We start from the raw sequence: 14,297 nt of genomic DNA, 5'->3' as shown, positions 1-14,297 counted from the left end.
TTTGCTTGCTCCTTTCGAATGTTTGTGTGGTAACTTCATTCTACCAGAGCCTGCAAGCTATGTCTTCTTTTATGCGATTTTCAATTTGCGCAACTTATTGTACCTTATCTGCGTTTTCATCCTAAGATTTGATCGGTAACACTAGGCTTTACGATACAATTTATATTCCAAAAGACTGCATTTCCGCCAACTGTTCTATTTTTGTTTTTGCCTTCTGCAAACTCTGACAAATCAACTCGATTTTACCGGGCTCACAGCGGAAGAGCGGGACGGATACGCTGAGCGCGGCAAACACCTTCCCACCCTGATACAGCGGAAGTGCCCAGCAAGCCAGCTGAGGGGTGGATTCTTCCCGCTCGGAAGCCATGCCGCCGTTCCGGATGTCACTAAGCTGGCTGAGTAAAGCGGAAATATTGGTGATGGTGTGTGAAGTCAAGCGGGGCAGCCCGTTTGCATATAATTCCCGGACTTCCGTATCGGTCAGTCCGCTGAGCAAGGCTTTGCCGATGGCGGTCGCGTTAGCGGGCAGCCGGTTCCCGACTCGAGAAATCATTCGTATGGCTTCGGGTGAATCTTCCTTGGCGATGTAAAGCACGTTGCCTTGATCCAGAACACCTAGCTGACAGGTTTCCTGACAGGCCGCTACCACCTGTTTGATGACATCGGTAAAGGCCATGATGCCGCTGTTGAGAGCGTAAGCGGAGCCAAGAACCAGCGAACTCGGGCCAATCATATATCGGGTGGTTCCAAAACGTTGCTGCAAGTACTGTCGCTGCTCTAAAGTATGAACGATAGGAAATAAACTACTCTTGGGTGCACTCAGTGCTTGGGCCAATTCGGTCAGGGTCATCCCATCCGATGCGGCAGATAAGCACTCCAGAATATCTAGAACGCGAATGGTGGCACGGTGCAACTCTTGTGCCATTATCACATCTCTCCTTCCACTCAAGTGAATGATTTTATCGTAGTTTCTCGGTGATGATATTATAATTTTATATTTTATCAAAATTTGCTTCTTTTTGCAATCAATCCTGCCAAAGTGTCTAAAATATAACAAAAATTATGCCTATATCTACATCTCTTATTGGTTAATTTTTATATAAGCTGTTCTGAATACCAAATATATGGTTTGAAAACCGAACAGGCTTGTGATATAATAAGCTCAACACAAGAAAACCTGATGTATCAGCAGTCTATTTGCCGCTGATAGGGTTTAAAAACGCAAAACGCTTCAAGAATCGTGCGTATAGAGGCTAACTGCTGTGATACAGCAGGATTTCCGTGCGATGAGTCACAGAAATGTATTATTCGGAGGAATATGCGTTGGGTTTTGGCTGAATGAGCAGGCGCGTTGCTTGGTATGAAATTGATGCGACACGGATGGAGAGTCACCGTGTATATGCGCTGCAATTTCTGATGCTTATCCATGAACAGGACACAGGACAAAACCTGTGAAAGAGCAGGGACGGTTATCCGACATGCCTCGTATCGGATGGAAAATCGACAATCCCTGTGCCGTGAAGAGGATACACGGTATTGTGACATGGATAAGAATCTTGAAGATGTGGAGGTGAGGCGATCGACCTGCACCGGATTCCGCTTTTGCGGTTCGGAGCGAAATCGGTTATGTAACACGGCACAATACATTTTTAGAGAAGGTGAAAACTATGGATCTAGTTGTTCTGATTGGTTCCTTTTTTGTAATGCTGTTCTTGGGAATCCCAATCGCGTTTGCCCTGTGTCTGTCCTCGGTTCTGTATCTGGTACTCTATTCCAATGTACCGCTTATCATTGTCGCGCAGCAGATGCTCAAGGGCGTTGACTCATTTACCTTGCTGGCGATTCCGTTCTTCGTTATTGCCGGATGTTTGATGCAGGGCGGCGGTATATCACGTCGTATCGTTGACTTTGCAAAAAAACTGGTTGGCTGGATACCTGGCGGCATGGCGGTTGTTGATATTGTCGCAAGTATGATTTTTGCTGCAATGACCGGTGCAGGCGCTGCCACGACTGCTGCGGTCGGCGGCATTATGATCCCCTACATGAAAGAAGAGGGCTATGATGCAGGCTTCGCCAGCGCTATTCAGACCGTAGGCGGCGTATTCGGTCCGATCATCCCGCCCAGCATTCTGATGGTTCTGTATGCAGTTGCCTCCAATGAGTCGGTAAGTGATATGCTGCTTGCTGGTTTGGTGCCCGGTCTGCTGTTAGGTCTGATTTTGATTTTGGTTGTCGTTGCACAGTGCATTAAGAAGGGTTACCGCGGCACCGGAAAATTCCATCTGGGCGAAGCGGTCAAGTCCTTCGGACATGCGTTCTTCGCTCTGTTGGCTCCGGTTATCATTCTGGGAGGTATCTACTCCGGTAAGACCACGCCGACCGAGGCATCTGCAATCTGCTGCTTCTACTGCTTGATCATTGGTCTGTTCGTTTACAGAGAGATTAAGATCAAGGATGTCTGCAAAATTGTTTGCGGTGGCGTAAAAAGTGCTGCAGGCATCATGCTTATCGTAGCAGCAACGCAGGTTTTTGGCTGGGTTATTACCCGTGCAGGTATTCCTCAGACCATTGCAACCATGTTTACCTCTTCCATCAGCAGCCCGCTTCTCTTTGTCTTTGCAGTCGTTATCATCCTTCTGGTCGCCGGTTGCTTTATCGATGCGGTTCCGGCTTTGCTGATTTTTGCACCTATTTTCTGCCCCACCGCGCAGGCGTATGGTATTAACTTGGTTTACTTTGGTGTAATTATGGTTATCGTACTTTGCATCGGCCTGGCAACGCCTCCGGTTGGTATCAACCTGTATGTCGCTTCCAGCGTGGGCGGTCAGCCGGTACATAAGATCATCCCCCACCTGCCCATCCCGCTGCTGGCTATCTTTGCCGGCACTCTGCTGGTTATTCTGATTCCTGATATTGTGACTTTCCTGCCTAATATGATGAGCGCTGCCGGCGGCTGAGTCGGTATCCGCTGATTGGCTAAATCATCTATGAGTTTTATTATTAATGAAAAGGAGATAATAAGATGAAGAAAAAGAATGTAGTGGCATTTGGACTGGCGCTTAGCATGGCGCTGACGATGACGGCTTGCTCCAGCGTTGGTACCCCTGTTGATACCTCTAAGAGCTCTGCAAATGTGCCGGAAGCCGGCCCGGTTGCTTCGGGCGAGATCACCGGTGATAGCATGACCATCAGCCTGTTCGCAGGTTCTATGGCTGAGAATACGCCGGCAGGCGGTGCGCTGGCTATCATGGCGGATTACATCAACGCTTACTCTGACGGTACCATCACTGCAGAGGCGTTCTATGATACCGCGCTGGGCGACGCAACCTCGATGGTTCAGGGCTTGCAGCAGGGCACGGTAGACATCGGTGTAGCCGGTACTTCTTACTTCTCTAACCTCGTTCCTGAAATTGATGTATTCCAGCTGCCGTTCCTGTTTGACGATCTGGAGTCCGCGCGTGCAGCAACTGCCGGCCCGGCCGCAGATGCGATCAACGCTAAGTTCGAAGAGAACGGCATTATTGGCCTGTCCTTCTGGGAGAACGGCTTCCGTGAGCTGACCAACAACGTCCGTCCCATCACCACCCCGGCTGACATGGAAGGCATTAAGATGCGTACGCTGGCTTCCGATGTTCAGATTGCTACTTGGGAGGCAATGGGCGCCCTGACCACCAGCATTGACTCTTCCGAGCTGTACACTGCACTGCAGCAGAACACCGTAAACGCGCAGGACAACCCGCTTCACGAGATCGTATCCCGTAAGTTCTACGAGGTACAGCCGTATGTGACGCTGACCGATGCGGTTTACACTCCTCTGTACATGGGCATGAGCAAGAGCACCTGGGATAAGATGTCTGAATCGCAGCAGAACCTGATCCAGGAGGCTGCTGACGTAGCGCGTGAGGAGCAGCTGAAGCTGGTAGACGAGGCACAGGCTTCTGCCCTCCAGACCCTGATCGACAATGGCTGCGAGATCGTTGAAAACCCCGATAAGGAAGCATTCCGTGAAAAGGCAATTCCGGTTTGGTCGATCTTCACCGACGTATATGGTACGGAACTGGTAGATATGATTCAGAATGAGCAGGACACTGCCGCCTAATCGGACTCTTTTCTGGAAAAGGAGAAGGTTTTTATGAGAAGAATTGTTGATTTAACATTGCCTATCGTAGAGCACTGGCGGTATGGATTCAAGGTCACTCCGGTTCGTACCCATGCAAACGGCGATCCTTGGCAGTGTGTTGCCTATAATTTACAATCTCACTGGTACACGCATGTTGATGCACCGCTGCACTTTGACCCCAATGGGAAGGATCTGGATGACTATCCGATTCAGGATTGGGCTATCACCGATTGCCTGGTGCTCGACCTGTCGGCTTGCGGCGATAACACCGCGATCACCGGTGAAATGCTGGAGAAGGCAAACGAGCCGTATAAGGACAAACATTTCGACAGCCTTCTGATTCGTACCGATCGTCCGAATAAGGTGGATTTCAAGACTACGGACTTCTGGGATAATTCTCCGTATCTGACTGAGGACGCAGGAATCTGGATTCAGAATTATGCGCCCAAGGTGGTCGGCTATGACTTCCCGCAGGACTATTCCATTCGGCAGCATCGCTTCATCAAGCCGGGTGAGGAGTATCCGCCGCAGCCTGTGCATGAGCATGTACTGAAGCAGGGTCAGATTCTGCAGATTGAGTACATGACCAACCTGTGGGAGGTCGGTTCTGACACCTGTCAGTTAATCGCACTTCCACTGAATACCAAACATGCTGACGGCAGCCAGATTCGTGTGATTGCCGTGGTAGAAGAATAAGGAGATGTCGCTATGAAAAAATCCGCTAAGATTTTCTCGGCGGCGGAGACACTGTTCGGTTTTATCGGCGTCGTTATGATTCTGGTCGAGACCTACGCGGTACTGGCGCGTAACGTCCTGATCGTTTCCACGCCGTGGGTAGATGAGCTGCTCAAGCTGCTCTTCGTTTGGATCGTATTTGTTGGCTCTGCATTGGCGTTTCAAACCGATGAGCTGATTTCTCTGACGCTGCTCGAGGATAACGCCAAGGAGAAAAAGAAGATGGTGAAATATACTATCTTCAAGATGATTCAGTATGCAGTCGCTTTGTTTGTTTCCGCGCTGCTGGTTACTCAGATGTATACCATCATCACCACGCAAATGTCGACTGGTGAGGCTAGTACCGTTATGAAGTACCCGTTGTGGGTGCTCAACAGCGGTATTCTGGTTGGTATGGCTCTTATCGTGATCATGAGTGTGATCAAATTGGTGCAGTGCATCAAGTTCCTTGCCAATGGGAATAAGTCCGAGACTGCTGACTGATCTGTCATAAAATGGTCCCATTGAATGCTCAGATACGAACGTTCAATGGGACTTTTTACTTCACAGTCTGTTCGGACCGGAAAAAACGGGCGGAGTCCGTCCGAATGAAAGCATATTGTACACGCAAGACAAAAGAATGCAGATGAGGAGGAATTATTCATGAGTGAGTTTACTGGAAAACCCATTCTCGCAGTGCCGTTGGGTGACGCTGCCGGCATTGGCCCCGAGATTATCGCAAAACTGTGCGCCAACGGTTTTCTGATGGAGTATGCCAAGCCGATCATCGTCGGTGACGAGAGCGTACTCAAGCGCGGCATGAAGGATACGAAATCTGATTTTACTTATGTCGTCAAGGAGACGATGGAGGACGCTGTGGAGGAGGCCAAGAAGGAGACTTCTCTGGTGCTGCTCAACACCAAGAGTCTGGACGCTTCCACCGTCGAGATTGGCGTTGTTTCCGCGATCAACGGTAAAGAAGAGGCCGACAATCTGGTTATGATCATGAACGCCTGCAAGAAGGGTCTGGTCGAGGGTTTCTGCTTCGGACCGCTCAACAAGGCGGCGATGAAAAAGGGCGGCTACAACTTTGAGAGTGAGCACGAGCTGTTTGCGCAGGAATTGGGCGTTGCCGACCGGCCGCATGGCGAGATGAACGTGCTGGATGGTCTGTGGACCTCCCGCGCGACCAGCCATATCCCGCTCAAGGATGTTAGCGCGCATCTGACACCGAAGACGGTAGGCGATGCCATCAATCTGGCCTATGAGACTCTGAAGCGCGCCGGCTATGAGGATCCGAAGGTAGCCATCGCTGCAATCAATCCGCACGGCGGTGATAGCGGCACCTGTGGACGTGAGGAAATTGATGTGCTCCAGCCTGCTGTTGCCAAGGCAAACGCCGAGGGCAAAAGCATCGTTGGCCCGTTCCCCTCAGATACGCTGTTCATCCGTGCGTTCAAGGGTGATTTTGATGCCGTGGTTACAATGTACCACGATCAGGGCCAGATTGCACTCAAGCTCAAAGGCTTTGAACGCGGTATCACAGTAGCCGCAGGCCAGCCCTATGCCATCACTACCCCAGCGCATGGCACCGCATATGATATTGCTGGTACCGGCACCTGTACGACCTCTGCCTTTGAAGCGGCATACAAACTGTGCGCCAAGATGGCGGTCACCGATCGTACCTATAGAAAGCAGTAACACGCGATTTGACCGGTTGCCTTTCTGCATAATTTGATCTGCTTGCGACTGCATCCGGTTATATGGGGTGCAGTCGCATTTTTTATCCCCTCGGTGGGTATCCGGAAGGGGATGGCACAGCAGCGGTGCAGAAAGTGAGCGAGAGCGCTTTTCATTTCGGATGAGAGAAAAACAGGGCCATGAATGCTCCAAAACAAACCGTGCGTCCGTTCTGTCACCACTGAACGGAAGAAATTCAGAACGGAATGCGACGCTCAAACGGATATTAAGCTGCAAACGGTGGAAATATCTTCGTTTTGTGAGATATGACGAAAAAGCGCGAGGGCAAAATTGACATGTTATGAAAACGGTGATATAATCGAAGAAGATGAAATAAGGAACGCAATTCTTAAATACGAACAAATTGCCGGTCAACGGATGCTTGCCCGGCAAGCGCATACATCCCTTGAGATTCCGCAATCTCCGCAGACGGCTTACGTACCAGTAACCGAACGGTTGGATTGCAAAAAAATATGATAAGTGTCGAATGAGTATGCGAAAGGAGGATTTTTCATTGGAAACCATTACAGATCTGATTAAAGATGTACCGGTGCCGAAGATGGTCAAAATTCGCGAGGTGTTTGACAGCACGCACATTCCCGCGGATCAGATTGCCGAGACCGTTCAGAAGGAACTGTCCCGGGAGGCGCTGTCCAGCCAAATCAAGCCGGGCATGCGCATCGCGATTACCTGCGGCAGCCGAGGCATCAACCATTATGCTACCATGGCGCGCGCGATCGTAGATTTTGTCAAGTCTAAAGGCGCGGAACCGTATATCGTCGCGGCGATGGGCAGCCATGGCGGCGCGACGGCTGCGGGCCAGACACAGATCCTGACGGATTACGGTATCACCGAGGAGAATATGGGCTGCCCGATCAAGAGCTCGATGGAAACGGTTCAGGTGGGTCTGTCTGGTGTGCGTAAGCAGCCGGTTTTCGTGGATAAGAATGCTTCGGAGGCCGACGGCATTATTCTGTTTAACCGTATTAAGCCGCACACTTCTTTCCGCGGACGCTATGAGAGCGGCCTGGTGAAGATGATGGCGATCGGACTGGGCAAGCAGCATGGTGCAGAGAGCATCCATCATCAAAGCCCGGCCATCATGCACGAGCTGGTGGAGGAGTATGGCCGCACCATCATGGAGAACTGCCCGATTCTGGGCGGCATTGCCATCATTGAGAACGCATATGACGAGACCTACCTCATTCGCGGTTTGACGACCGAGGAGATCATCACCGAAGAGCCGAAGCTGCGCGATCTGTCCTATCAGACCATTGCGCACCTGCTGTTTGACAAGTGCGATGTTCTGGTTGTCGATAAGATTGGCAAGAATATTTCGGGCGACGGCATGGACCCTAATATTTCGGGCCGTTTTGTTCAGCCTAAGTACTGCTCGGGCGGTATTGAGGCGGAAAAAGTGGTCATTCTTGACCTGACCGACGAGACCCATGGCAACGCGCAGGGCATTGGTCTGGCGGAGGTCACGACGCGCAGACTGTTCAATAAGATGAAGCTGGAAATGACCTACCCGACCGGCGTTACCAATACCTTCCTGCACCTGATGAAGATTCCGATGATCATGGACAATGACCGTGAGGCGTTGCAGCTGGCGCTGTGCTGCTGCCCGGACGCGGAGGATCAGGACAATATGAAGATGATTCGCATTCCGGACACCGCACACATTGAATACATCGAGATTTCCGAAGGTCTGCTGTCTCTGGCAAAGGCAAATCCCAACATTGAGATCCTGTCCGAGCCGTATGACCTGCCCTTTGACGCAGAGGGTAACCTGTTCTGATGAACTTCCCGTTCAAGGCGTTCTCTGTGGACAGAGAGGGGCCGGCAGCGGCGGGCCTTCACGGTCCGGGAAACTCCGGTTTCCGCCCCTCTGATTTTGAAAATTGTGGCCGTGGGCCATACAAAGGAGCGAAAAATATATGCTGAATGCCATGATGATTGACGAGAAGGACAATGTGGCAGTAGCCATTGAACCGATTTCCAAGGGGGATACGGTCTCTTTTCTATGCAATGGCGAGGAAAAGCAGCTGACCGCGCGTGCGGATATTACCATTTATCATAAGCTGGCCATCCGGGATATTGCATGCGGAGAGCCGGTTGTCAAATATGGGGAGCATATTGGCGTTGCAACCTGCGACATCCACACCGGCGATCATGTCCATGTGCATAATGTGGTAGGCCGTCGGGAAAACCCGGAAGAAAAAGAATAGGAGGACAGACATGACTTTTTATGGATATCAGCGGCCTGACGGCCGCGTGGGCGTACGCAATAAGGTGCTGATCCTTCCTGCCAGTGTCTGTGCTTCGGATACCGCCCGTATCATTGCCCAACAGGTAGATGGCGCAGTCACCTTTAACAATCAACTTGGCTGCTCGCAAGTCGCTTCCGATCAGCAATATGTTATGGATGTGATGGCGGGTTATGCTGCCAATCCGAATGTTTATGGAACGGTTGTTGTCTCGCTCGGGTGCGAAAACTGTCAGATGGATTTGGTGGTCAAGGCCATTCAGGAGCGCACCAACAAGCCGATCCGACAGGTTATCATTCAGGAAGTCGGCGGCACGCTCAAGGCAGCGGATATCGGCGTGCGATATGCCAAAGAACTGACGGCACAGGCCTCTCTGCTGCAAAAAATACCCTTCCCCATGTCCGAGCTGATCATCGGAACCGAATGCGGTGGCTCCGATCCCACCAGCGGCCTGGCGGCCAATGTGCTGATCGGGGAAATGAGCGATCGCATCGTTGCGGCGGGCGGCACCTCGATCCTGTCCGAGACTACTGAGTTTATCGGCGCCGAGCATATTCTTGCCCGCCGCGCAGCAAACAAGGAAGTACACGACCGGATTTTCGAAATCGTTCACCGGTATGAGCGGGCGATGCAGCTGGTCGGAGAGGAAATTCGTGAAGGCAATCCCGCGCCGGGCAACAAGGCCGGCGGCATCACTACGTTGGAGGAAAAATCCCTCGGCTGCATCCACAAGGGTGGTCACAGCCCTATCATGGCAGTTTACGACTATGCCAAACAGGTCAAATCCAAAAGCGGTCTGGTCATTATGGATACACCGGGCAATGATCCGGCTTCGGTTGCTGCTATGGTCGCTGGCGGCGCACAGGTGGTTGTTTTCTCCACCGGGCGCGGTACGCCGACCGGCAATCCCATCGCACCGGTTATCAAAATCACCGGCAACCGCCTGACCTTTGCCAAGATGGAAGATAATATTGATGTGGATGCTTCTTCCCTGATTTATGGCGGCAGTCTCCAGCAGTTGGGAGATGACCTGATGCAGCTGGTGTCCGAGGTGGCCAGCGGTAGACAGACCAAGGCCGAAGCGCTTGGTTTTACCGAGATGGCGATTGCCCGTGTCTGCAATTTTGTGTGATTGTTTTCCTTACATATTATTTCGTGGGACTGTTAGTGGATGAAAAATATTTTTTAATACAGGAGATGAATCCTAATGAAGAAAAAATATGCCGTAATGGACGGCAACACTGCTGCCGCTCATGTGGCCTATGCCTTCACTGAGGTTGCGGCGATCTATCCGATCACGCCGTCCTCCCCGATGGCGGAAAAGGTTGACGAGTGGTCTGCAAAGGGTAAGAAGAACCTGTTTGGCTCGACAGTTGACGTTATCCAGATGCAGTCCGAGGCCGGCGCCGCAGGCACCTGCCACGGCTCTCTGCAGGCCGGTGCGCTGACGACGACCTTTACCTCGTCTCAGGGCCTGATGCTAATGATCCCGGCGATGTACGCGATGGGCGGTCAGTTCCTGCCCAACGTCATGCATATCGCCTCGCGTGTGGTCACTTCCAACCATCATTCGATTTTCGGTGATCACACCGACTTCATGACCTGCCGCACCACAGGCTACGCCATGCTGATGTCCTCCTCGCCGCAAGAGGCTATGGATCTTGGTGCAGTTGCACACCTGTCGGCCATCCATGCCAAATATGCGTTCATGCACTGCTTTGACGGCTTCCGCACCTCGCATGAGATGCAGCGCATCGAGGCACTCGATTACGAGGACCTGCGTGGGCTGGTTGATTACGATGCACTCAAGGAATTCCGTGCGCAGGCGCTCAATCCGGAGCATCCGACCAACCGCGGCAACAACGTAAATCCCGACATTTACTTCCAGTGCAAGGAAGGTGCAAATGTCAAGAGCGCCACGGTGCCCGAGACCGTTCAGCACTACATGGACAAGATTAACGAGCTGACCGGCCGCAACTACAAGCTGTTCAACTACTACGGCGCACCGGATGCAGAGGAAGTCGTTGTTGTGATGTGCTCGGCTTCCGAGGCTCTTAAGGAAACGGTGGATTATCTCAATGCTATGGGCCGCAAGGTCGGCATGGTACAGATCCACCTGTACCGTCCGTTCTCGGTCAAGCACTTCGCAGAGGCCATTCCGGCAACCTGTAAGAAGATTGCCGTTCTGGATCGCTCCAAGGAAGTTGGATCGGTTGGTGAGCCGGTATATCTGGATGTATGCACCGCGCTCAATCAGGCCGGCAGAACCGATATTCAGATCGTTGGCGGCCGTTACGGCCTGTCCTCTAAGGACACCACTCCGGGCCAGATGATCGCGGTCTACGACAATCTGAAACAGGATCAGTCCAAGAATAACTTTACCATTGGTATCAACGACGACGTGACCCATACTTCTCTGGAATACAAGGAAGTGGAGATGCCGCATCCGGGCCAGGTCTCCTGCAAACTGTGGGGTCTCGGCGGCGACGGCACGGTGGGTGCGAACAAGAATGCCATTACAACTATCGGCCTGACCGCGAACAAGTACGCACAGGCATATTTCTCTTATGACTCGATGAAGTCGGGCGGCCTGACCCAGTCGCATCTGCGTTTTGGCGATGAACCCATCCTCTCGACTTATCTGGTATCGGCCGCTGACTTTGTCGCTGTTCATGCGCCGACCTATGTCAGCAAATACGATACGACCGAAGACCTCAAGGACGGCGGTATCTACCTGCTCAACTGCCCGTGGAGCGTAGAAGAGCTGGAGACCCGCCTGCCTGCGAAGGTAAAGCGCGATTTGTGCAACAAGCATGCGCAGTTCTACATCATCGACGCGGCCAAGCTCGCAGCCGGGATTGGTCTGGGCAAGCGCACCAACAGCATCCTGCAGGCAGCGTTCTTTGCGCTGACCAAGGTTATCCCGTTGGATGTCGCGGTTGAGGACATGAAGAAGAACAACTATAATTCTTACTTCAAGAAGGCCGGTCAAAAGATCGTTGATATGAACAATCAGGCGGTTGACGTAGGCGTGAGCGCAGCCGTCAAGGTAGACATCCCGGCAAGCTGGGCAGACGCAGTCGATGCTCCTGCACAGGAGATCGAGGCAACGCCATTTGTCAAGGATATTGTACTGCCCATGGATCGCCAGCAGGGCGACAAGCTGCCGGTTTCCGTGTTCCAGAAGTACGGCGTGCTGGATGGCACTTGGGAGAATGGCACTTCGGCTTACGCAAAGCGCGGCGTTGCCACCAAGGTACCCAAGTGGGACGGCAGCAAGTGTGCACAGTGCAACCGCTGTGTGGCAACCTGCCCGCATGCAGCTATCCGTCCGGTTCTGCTGACCGAGGAGGAGAAGGCGGGTGTGCCGGCTTCCTTCGAGACTGTGCCGGCTAAGGGCCTGGGCAAGGATGCACCGGCATACCAGTACCGCATTCAGATTTCCCCGTATGACTGCCTGGGCTGCGGCGTGTGCCTGACGGCTTGCCCGGTCGAGGGTGCGCTGACCATGACCTCGTTTGATGAGATGAAGCCCGAGCAGGAGAACTTCGACAAGGTTGCGATGGACGAGAAGTACTTAAAGCCGGACGTTATCAGCGACAAGAACATGAAGTCCATCCAGTTCTCCAAGCCGTACTTCCAGTTCTCTGCCGCTTGCGCAGGCTGTGCTGAGACGACTTATATCAAGCTGGTCAGCCAGTTGGTTGGTGACCATATGTACATCGGCAATGCAGCGGGCTGCTCGTCTGCATACAGCGGCGGCGCGCCGATTCTGCCGTACTGCAAGGATAACCGCGGCTTTGGCCCGGCTTGGGAGCACTCCCTGTTTGAGGACAATGCAGAGTTTGCCTATGGCTTCTTCCATGCACAGGATGCCATCCGCAAGGAGATCATCATCCGTCTGGAAGCGCTCAAGGAAGCTGGCGTAGCTGTTGATGCGATTGACGCTTATCTGGCAAATTGGGAGGCCAAGGACAAGTCCCGTCAGGTTTCGGACGACCTGATCGCAGCAATGGAAGCTGCCGACAAGACCCCCGAGGTCGAGTTCGTATTGGACAATAAGGAATATCTGACCAAGAAGTCCATCTGGGCGATCGGCGGCGATGGCTGGGCCTATGATATTGGCTTTGGCGGCATTGACCACGTCCTCGCGCAGAATCAGGATGTGAACCTGCTGGTACTGGATACCGAGGTTTACTCGAACACCGGCGGACAGTCGTCCAAGGCGACCCCGACCGCAGCTGTTGCCAAGTTTGCATCGGGCGGCAAGCAGATTGCCAAGAAGGATCTGGGCGCGATCTTCATGAACTACGGCTACGTTTACGTCGCTCAGGTCGCGATTGGCTACGATCAGGCGCAGACCCTCAAGGCCATCCGCGAAGCCGAGTCCTATCCCGGCCCCTCGATCATCATCGCATACTGCCCGTGCCTCGAGCAGCATATCAAGGCTGGCATGAGCTGCACGCAGACTGAGATGAAGAAGGCTGTCGAGTGTGGCTACTGGCAGATCTATCGTTACGATCCGCGCCGCACCGCAGAGGGTCTCAATCCGTTCCAGTTGGATTCTCCCAAGCCGGATACCAGCAAGGTGATGGATTATCTGATGGGTGAAAACCGCTTTGCATCGCTTAAGAATAACTTCCCGGCACGTGCGGATGCACTGTATGAGAAGGCTGTAGCAGATGTTGAGGCGCGTTACGAAAAGTACCGCAAGATGGCGGATAATGCCAACTAATTGTCAGGCCGCTCTCGCAGGTGCATGAAATATAGGCTGTAAGGCGGTATACCGGTCGGGGTGGATGCTGTACTGCATGAAAACATCTCCTACTCTTCACTGGAAGGCGCCCTCACAAACTGTGCCGCAATGGTTTGTCCCATTAGATATGGGAAGGACAGCGGCACAGACTCCCTTTTCTACTTAATCATCATCCACTTCTGACCATACCGCCTTATATAGCGAAGTCAGCCGAAAAAACAAATGCACGTATACCGGTGAAGTCGCCGGTAAAACGAAACGAATAATAGGCACAATACCCCCCTGATGTAGGAATCAGCAACCACATCAGGGGGTATTTCTATGTTGTATATGCGTACGGTCGAGAAACCACGAGCTTAAATGCGTCGTGCTGCCGCGTACAGTGCACCAGAATATCAAAGCGATTAGATTTCGTAAAAGCAGGTCTCCGAACAAACTGAGCTAATCTGGCGAATTCTGAGCGCTTGTGACAGGGTGCTCGCGGTGGCTCGCTTTGGTTGCGCTTATCGAACTGGGGGAGATAGGGAAGAAAGCCTGCGCGCTTTTATGGTCAGGAATGAAAGCGGCCTGTAAAAAAATCCAACTTTTTTGTAAAAAGGTGTTGACAAAAGGCGATGGAGGTAGTATACTAATCGAGCTGCTTCGGTGAGAGGCCGCCAAATCGGAAAGAATTTGAAAGAAATGAAAAAAGTTCTTGACA

11 protein-coding genes are annotated in these 14,297 nt (G+C 52.3%); 9 read left to right on the top strand and 2 right to left on the bottom strand.

Translation table 11 applies throughout. The annotated features are described in order from the left end of the window. Window positions 1–160: 160 nt before the first annotated feature. Window positions 161–925, bottom strand: a complete 765-nt coding sequence (locus tag ACTQ34_RS16055; protein ID WP_441364673.1) for an IclR family transcriptional regulator — start codon at window positions 923–925, stop codon at window positions 161–163. A 742-nt stretch (window positions 926–1,667) separates the two neighbouring features. Here ACTQ34_RS16055 and ACTQ34_RS16050 point away from each other — a divergent pair. The 9 genes from ACTQ34_RS16050 (at window position 1,668) to nifJ (ending at window position 13,576) form a co-directional block, all read left to right on the top strand. Then, a complete protein-coding gene (locus ACTQ34_RS16050) occupies window positions 1,668–2,957 on the top strand; it encodes a TRAP transporter large permease (RefSeq protein ID WP_441364672.1) in 1,290 nt (429 codons plus the stop codon). A gap of 65 nt (window positions 2,958–3,022) precedes the next feature. After that, window positions 3,023–4,099, top strand: a complete 1,077-nt coding sequence (locus tag ACTQ34_RS16045) for a DctP family TRAP transporter solute-binding subunit (protein ID WP_441364671.1) — start codon at window positions 3,023–3,025, stop codon at window positions 4,097–4,099. 33 nt (window positions 4,100–4,132) lie between these two features. Further along, window positions 4,133–4,816, top strand: a complete 684-nt coding sequence (locus ACTQ34_RS16040; protein WP_441364670.1) for a cyclase family protein — start codon at window positions 4,133–4,135, stop codon at window positions 4,814–4,816. Between the two features lie 12 nt (window positions 4,817–4,828). Further along, the gene (locus tag ACTQ34_RS16035) at window positions 4,829–5,338 is read left to right on the top strand and encodes a TRAP transporter small permease (RefSeq protein WP_441364669.1); all 510 of its coding nucleotides are present in this window, start codon (window positions 4,829–4,831) and stop codon (window positions 5,336–5,338) included. Between the two features lie 159 nt (window positions 5,339–5,497). After that, window positions 5,498–6,535 carry a 4-hydroxythreonine-4-phosphate dehydrogenase PdxA gene (locus ACTQ34_RS16030; RefSeq protein WP_441364668.1) on the top strand — a complete coding sequence of 346 codons (1,038 nt, stop codon included), beginning with the start codon at window positions 5,498–5,500 and terminating at the stop codon, window positions 6,533–6,535. A 553-nt stretch (window positions 6,536–7,088) separates the two neighbouring features. After that, entirely contained in the window at window positions 7,089–8,372 is a 1,284-nt protein-coding gene (locus ACTQ34_RS16025) for a lactate racemase domain-containing protein (RefSeq protein WP_441364667.1), read from the top strand. A 139-nt stretch (window positions 8,373–8,511) separates the two neighbouring features. After that, the gene (locus ACTQ34_RS16020; RefSeq protein WP_441364666.1) at window positions 8,512–8,802 is read left to right on the top strand and encodes a UxaA family hydrolase; all 291 of its coding nucleotides are present in this window, start codon (window positions 8,512–8,514) and stop codon (window positions 8,800–8,802) included. 10 nt (window positions 8,803–8,812) lie between these two features. Next, the gene (locus tag ACTQ34_RS16015; RefSeq protein ID WP_441364665.1) at window positions 8,813–9,973 is read left to right on the top strand and encodes a UxaA family hydrolase; all 1,161 of its coding nucleotides are present in this window, start codon (window positions 8,813–8,815) and stop codon (window positions 9,971–9,973) included. Between the two features lie 75 nt (window positions 9,974–10,048). Further along, complete coding sequence (gene nifJ / locus ACTQ34_RS16010) at window positions 10,049–13,576, top strand: pyruvate:ferredoxin (flavodoxin) oxidoreductase (RefSeq protein WP_441364664.1); 3,528 nt, start codon at window positions 10,049–10,051, stop codon at window positions 13,574–13,576. A 462-nt stretch (window positions 13,577–14,038) separates the two neighbouring features. Here the strand turns inward: nifJ and ACTQ34_RS16005 are convergent. After that, on the bottom strand, window positions 14,039–14,297 hold a 259-nt coding region (locus ACTQ34_RS16005; protein ID WP_441364663.1), incomplete at its 5' end, for a hypothetical protein.

It is taken from the genome of Agathobaculum sp. LCP25S3_E8 (assembly GCF_052117165.1).
Classification (GTDB): Bacteria; Bacillota; Clostridia; order Oscillospirales; family Butyricicoccaceae; genus Agathobaculum.
The sequence above is the reverse complement of the archived record's forward strand: the minus strand, read 5'-3'. Positions and strand labels throughout refer to the sequence as shown.

What these genes read in the sequence shown, in the direction of transcription:
- nifJ (WP_441364664.1), top strand. Translation starts at nt 10,049, where the DNA reads ATGAAGAAAAAATATGCCGTAATGGACGGCAACACTGCTGCCGCTCAT.
- ACTQ34_RS16055 (WP_441364673.1), bottom strand. Translation starts at nt 925, where the DNA reads ATGGCACAAGAGTTGCACCGTGCCACCATTCGCGTTCTAGATATTCTG.
- ACTQ34_RS16035 (WP_441364669.1), top strand. Translation starts at nt 4,829, where the DNA reads ATGAAAAAATCCGCTAAGATTTTCTCGGCGGCGGAGACACTGTTCGGT.
- ACTQ34_RS16020 (WP_441364666.1), top strand. Translation starts at nt 8,512, where the DNA reads ATGCTGAATGCCATGATGATTGACGAGAAGGACAATGTGGCAGTAGCC.
- ACTQ34_RS16015 (WP_441364665.1), top strand. Translation starts at nt 8,813, where the DNA reads ATGACTTTTTATGGATATCAGCGGCCTGACGGCCGCGTGGGCGTACGC.
- ACTQ34_RS16030 (WP_441364668.1), top strand. Translation starts at nt 5,498, where the DNA reads ATGAGTGAGTTTACTGGAAAACCCATTCTCGCAGTGCCGTTGGGTGAC.
- ACTQ34_RS16045 (WP_441364671.1), top strand. Translation starts at nt 3,023, where the DNA reads ATGAAGAAAAAGAATGTAGTGGCATTTGGACTGGCGCTTAGCATGGCG.
- ACTQ34_RS16040 (WP_441364670.1), top strand. Translation starts at nt 4,133, where the DNA reads ATGAGAAGAATTGTTGATTTAACATTGCCTATCGTAGAGCACTGGCGG.
- ACTQ34_RS16050 (WP_441364672.1), top strand. Translation starts at nt 1,668, where the DNA reads ATGGATCTAGTTGTTCTGATTGGTTCCTTTTTTGTAATGCTGTTCTTG.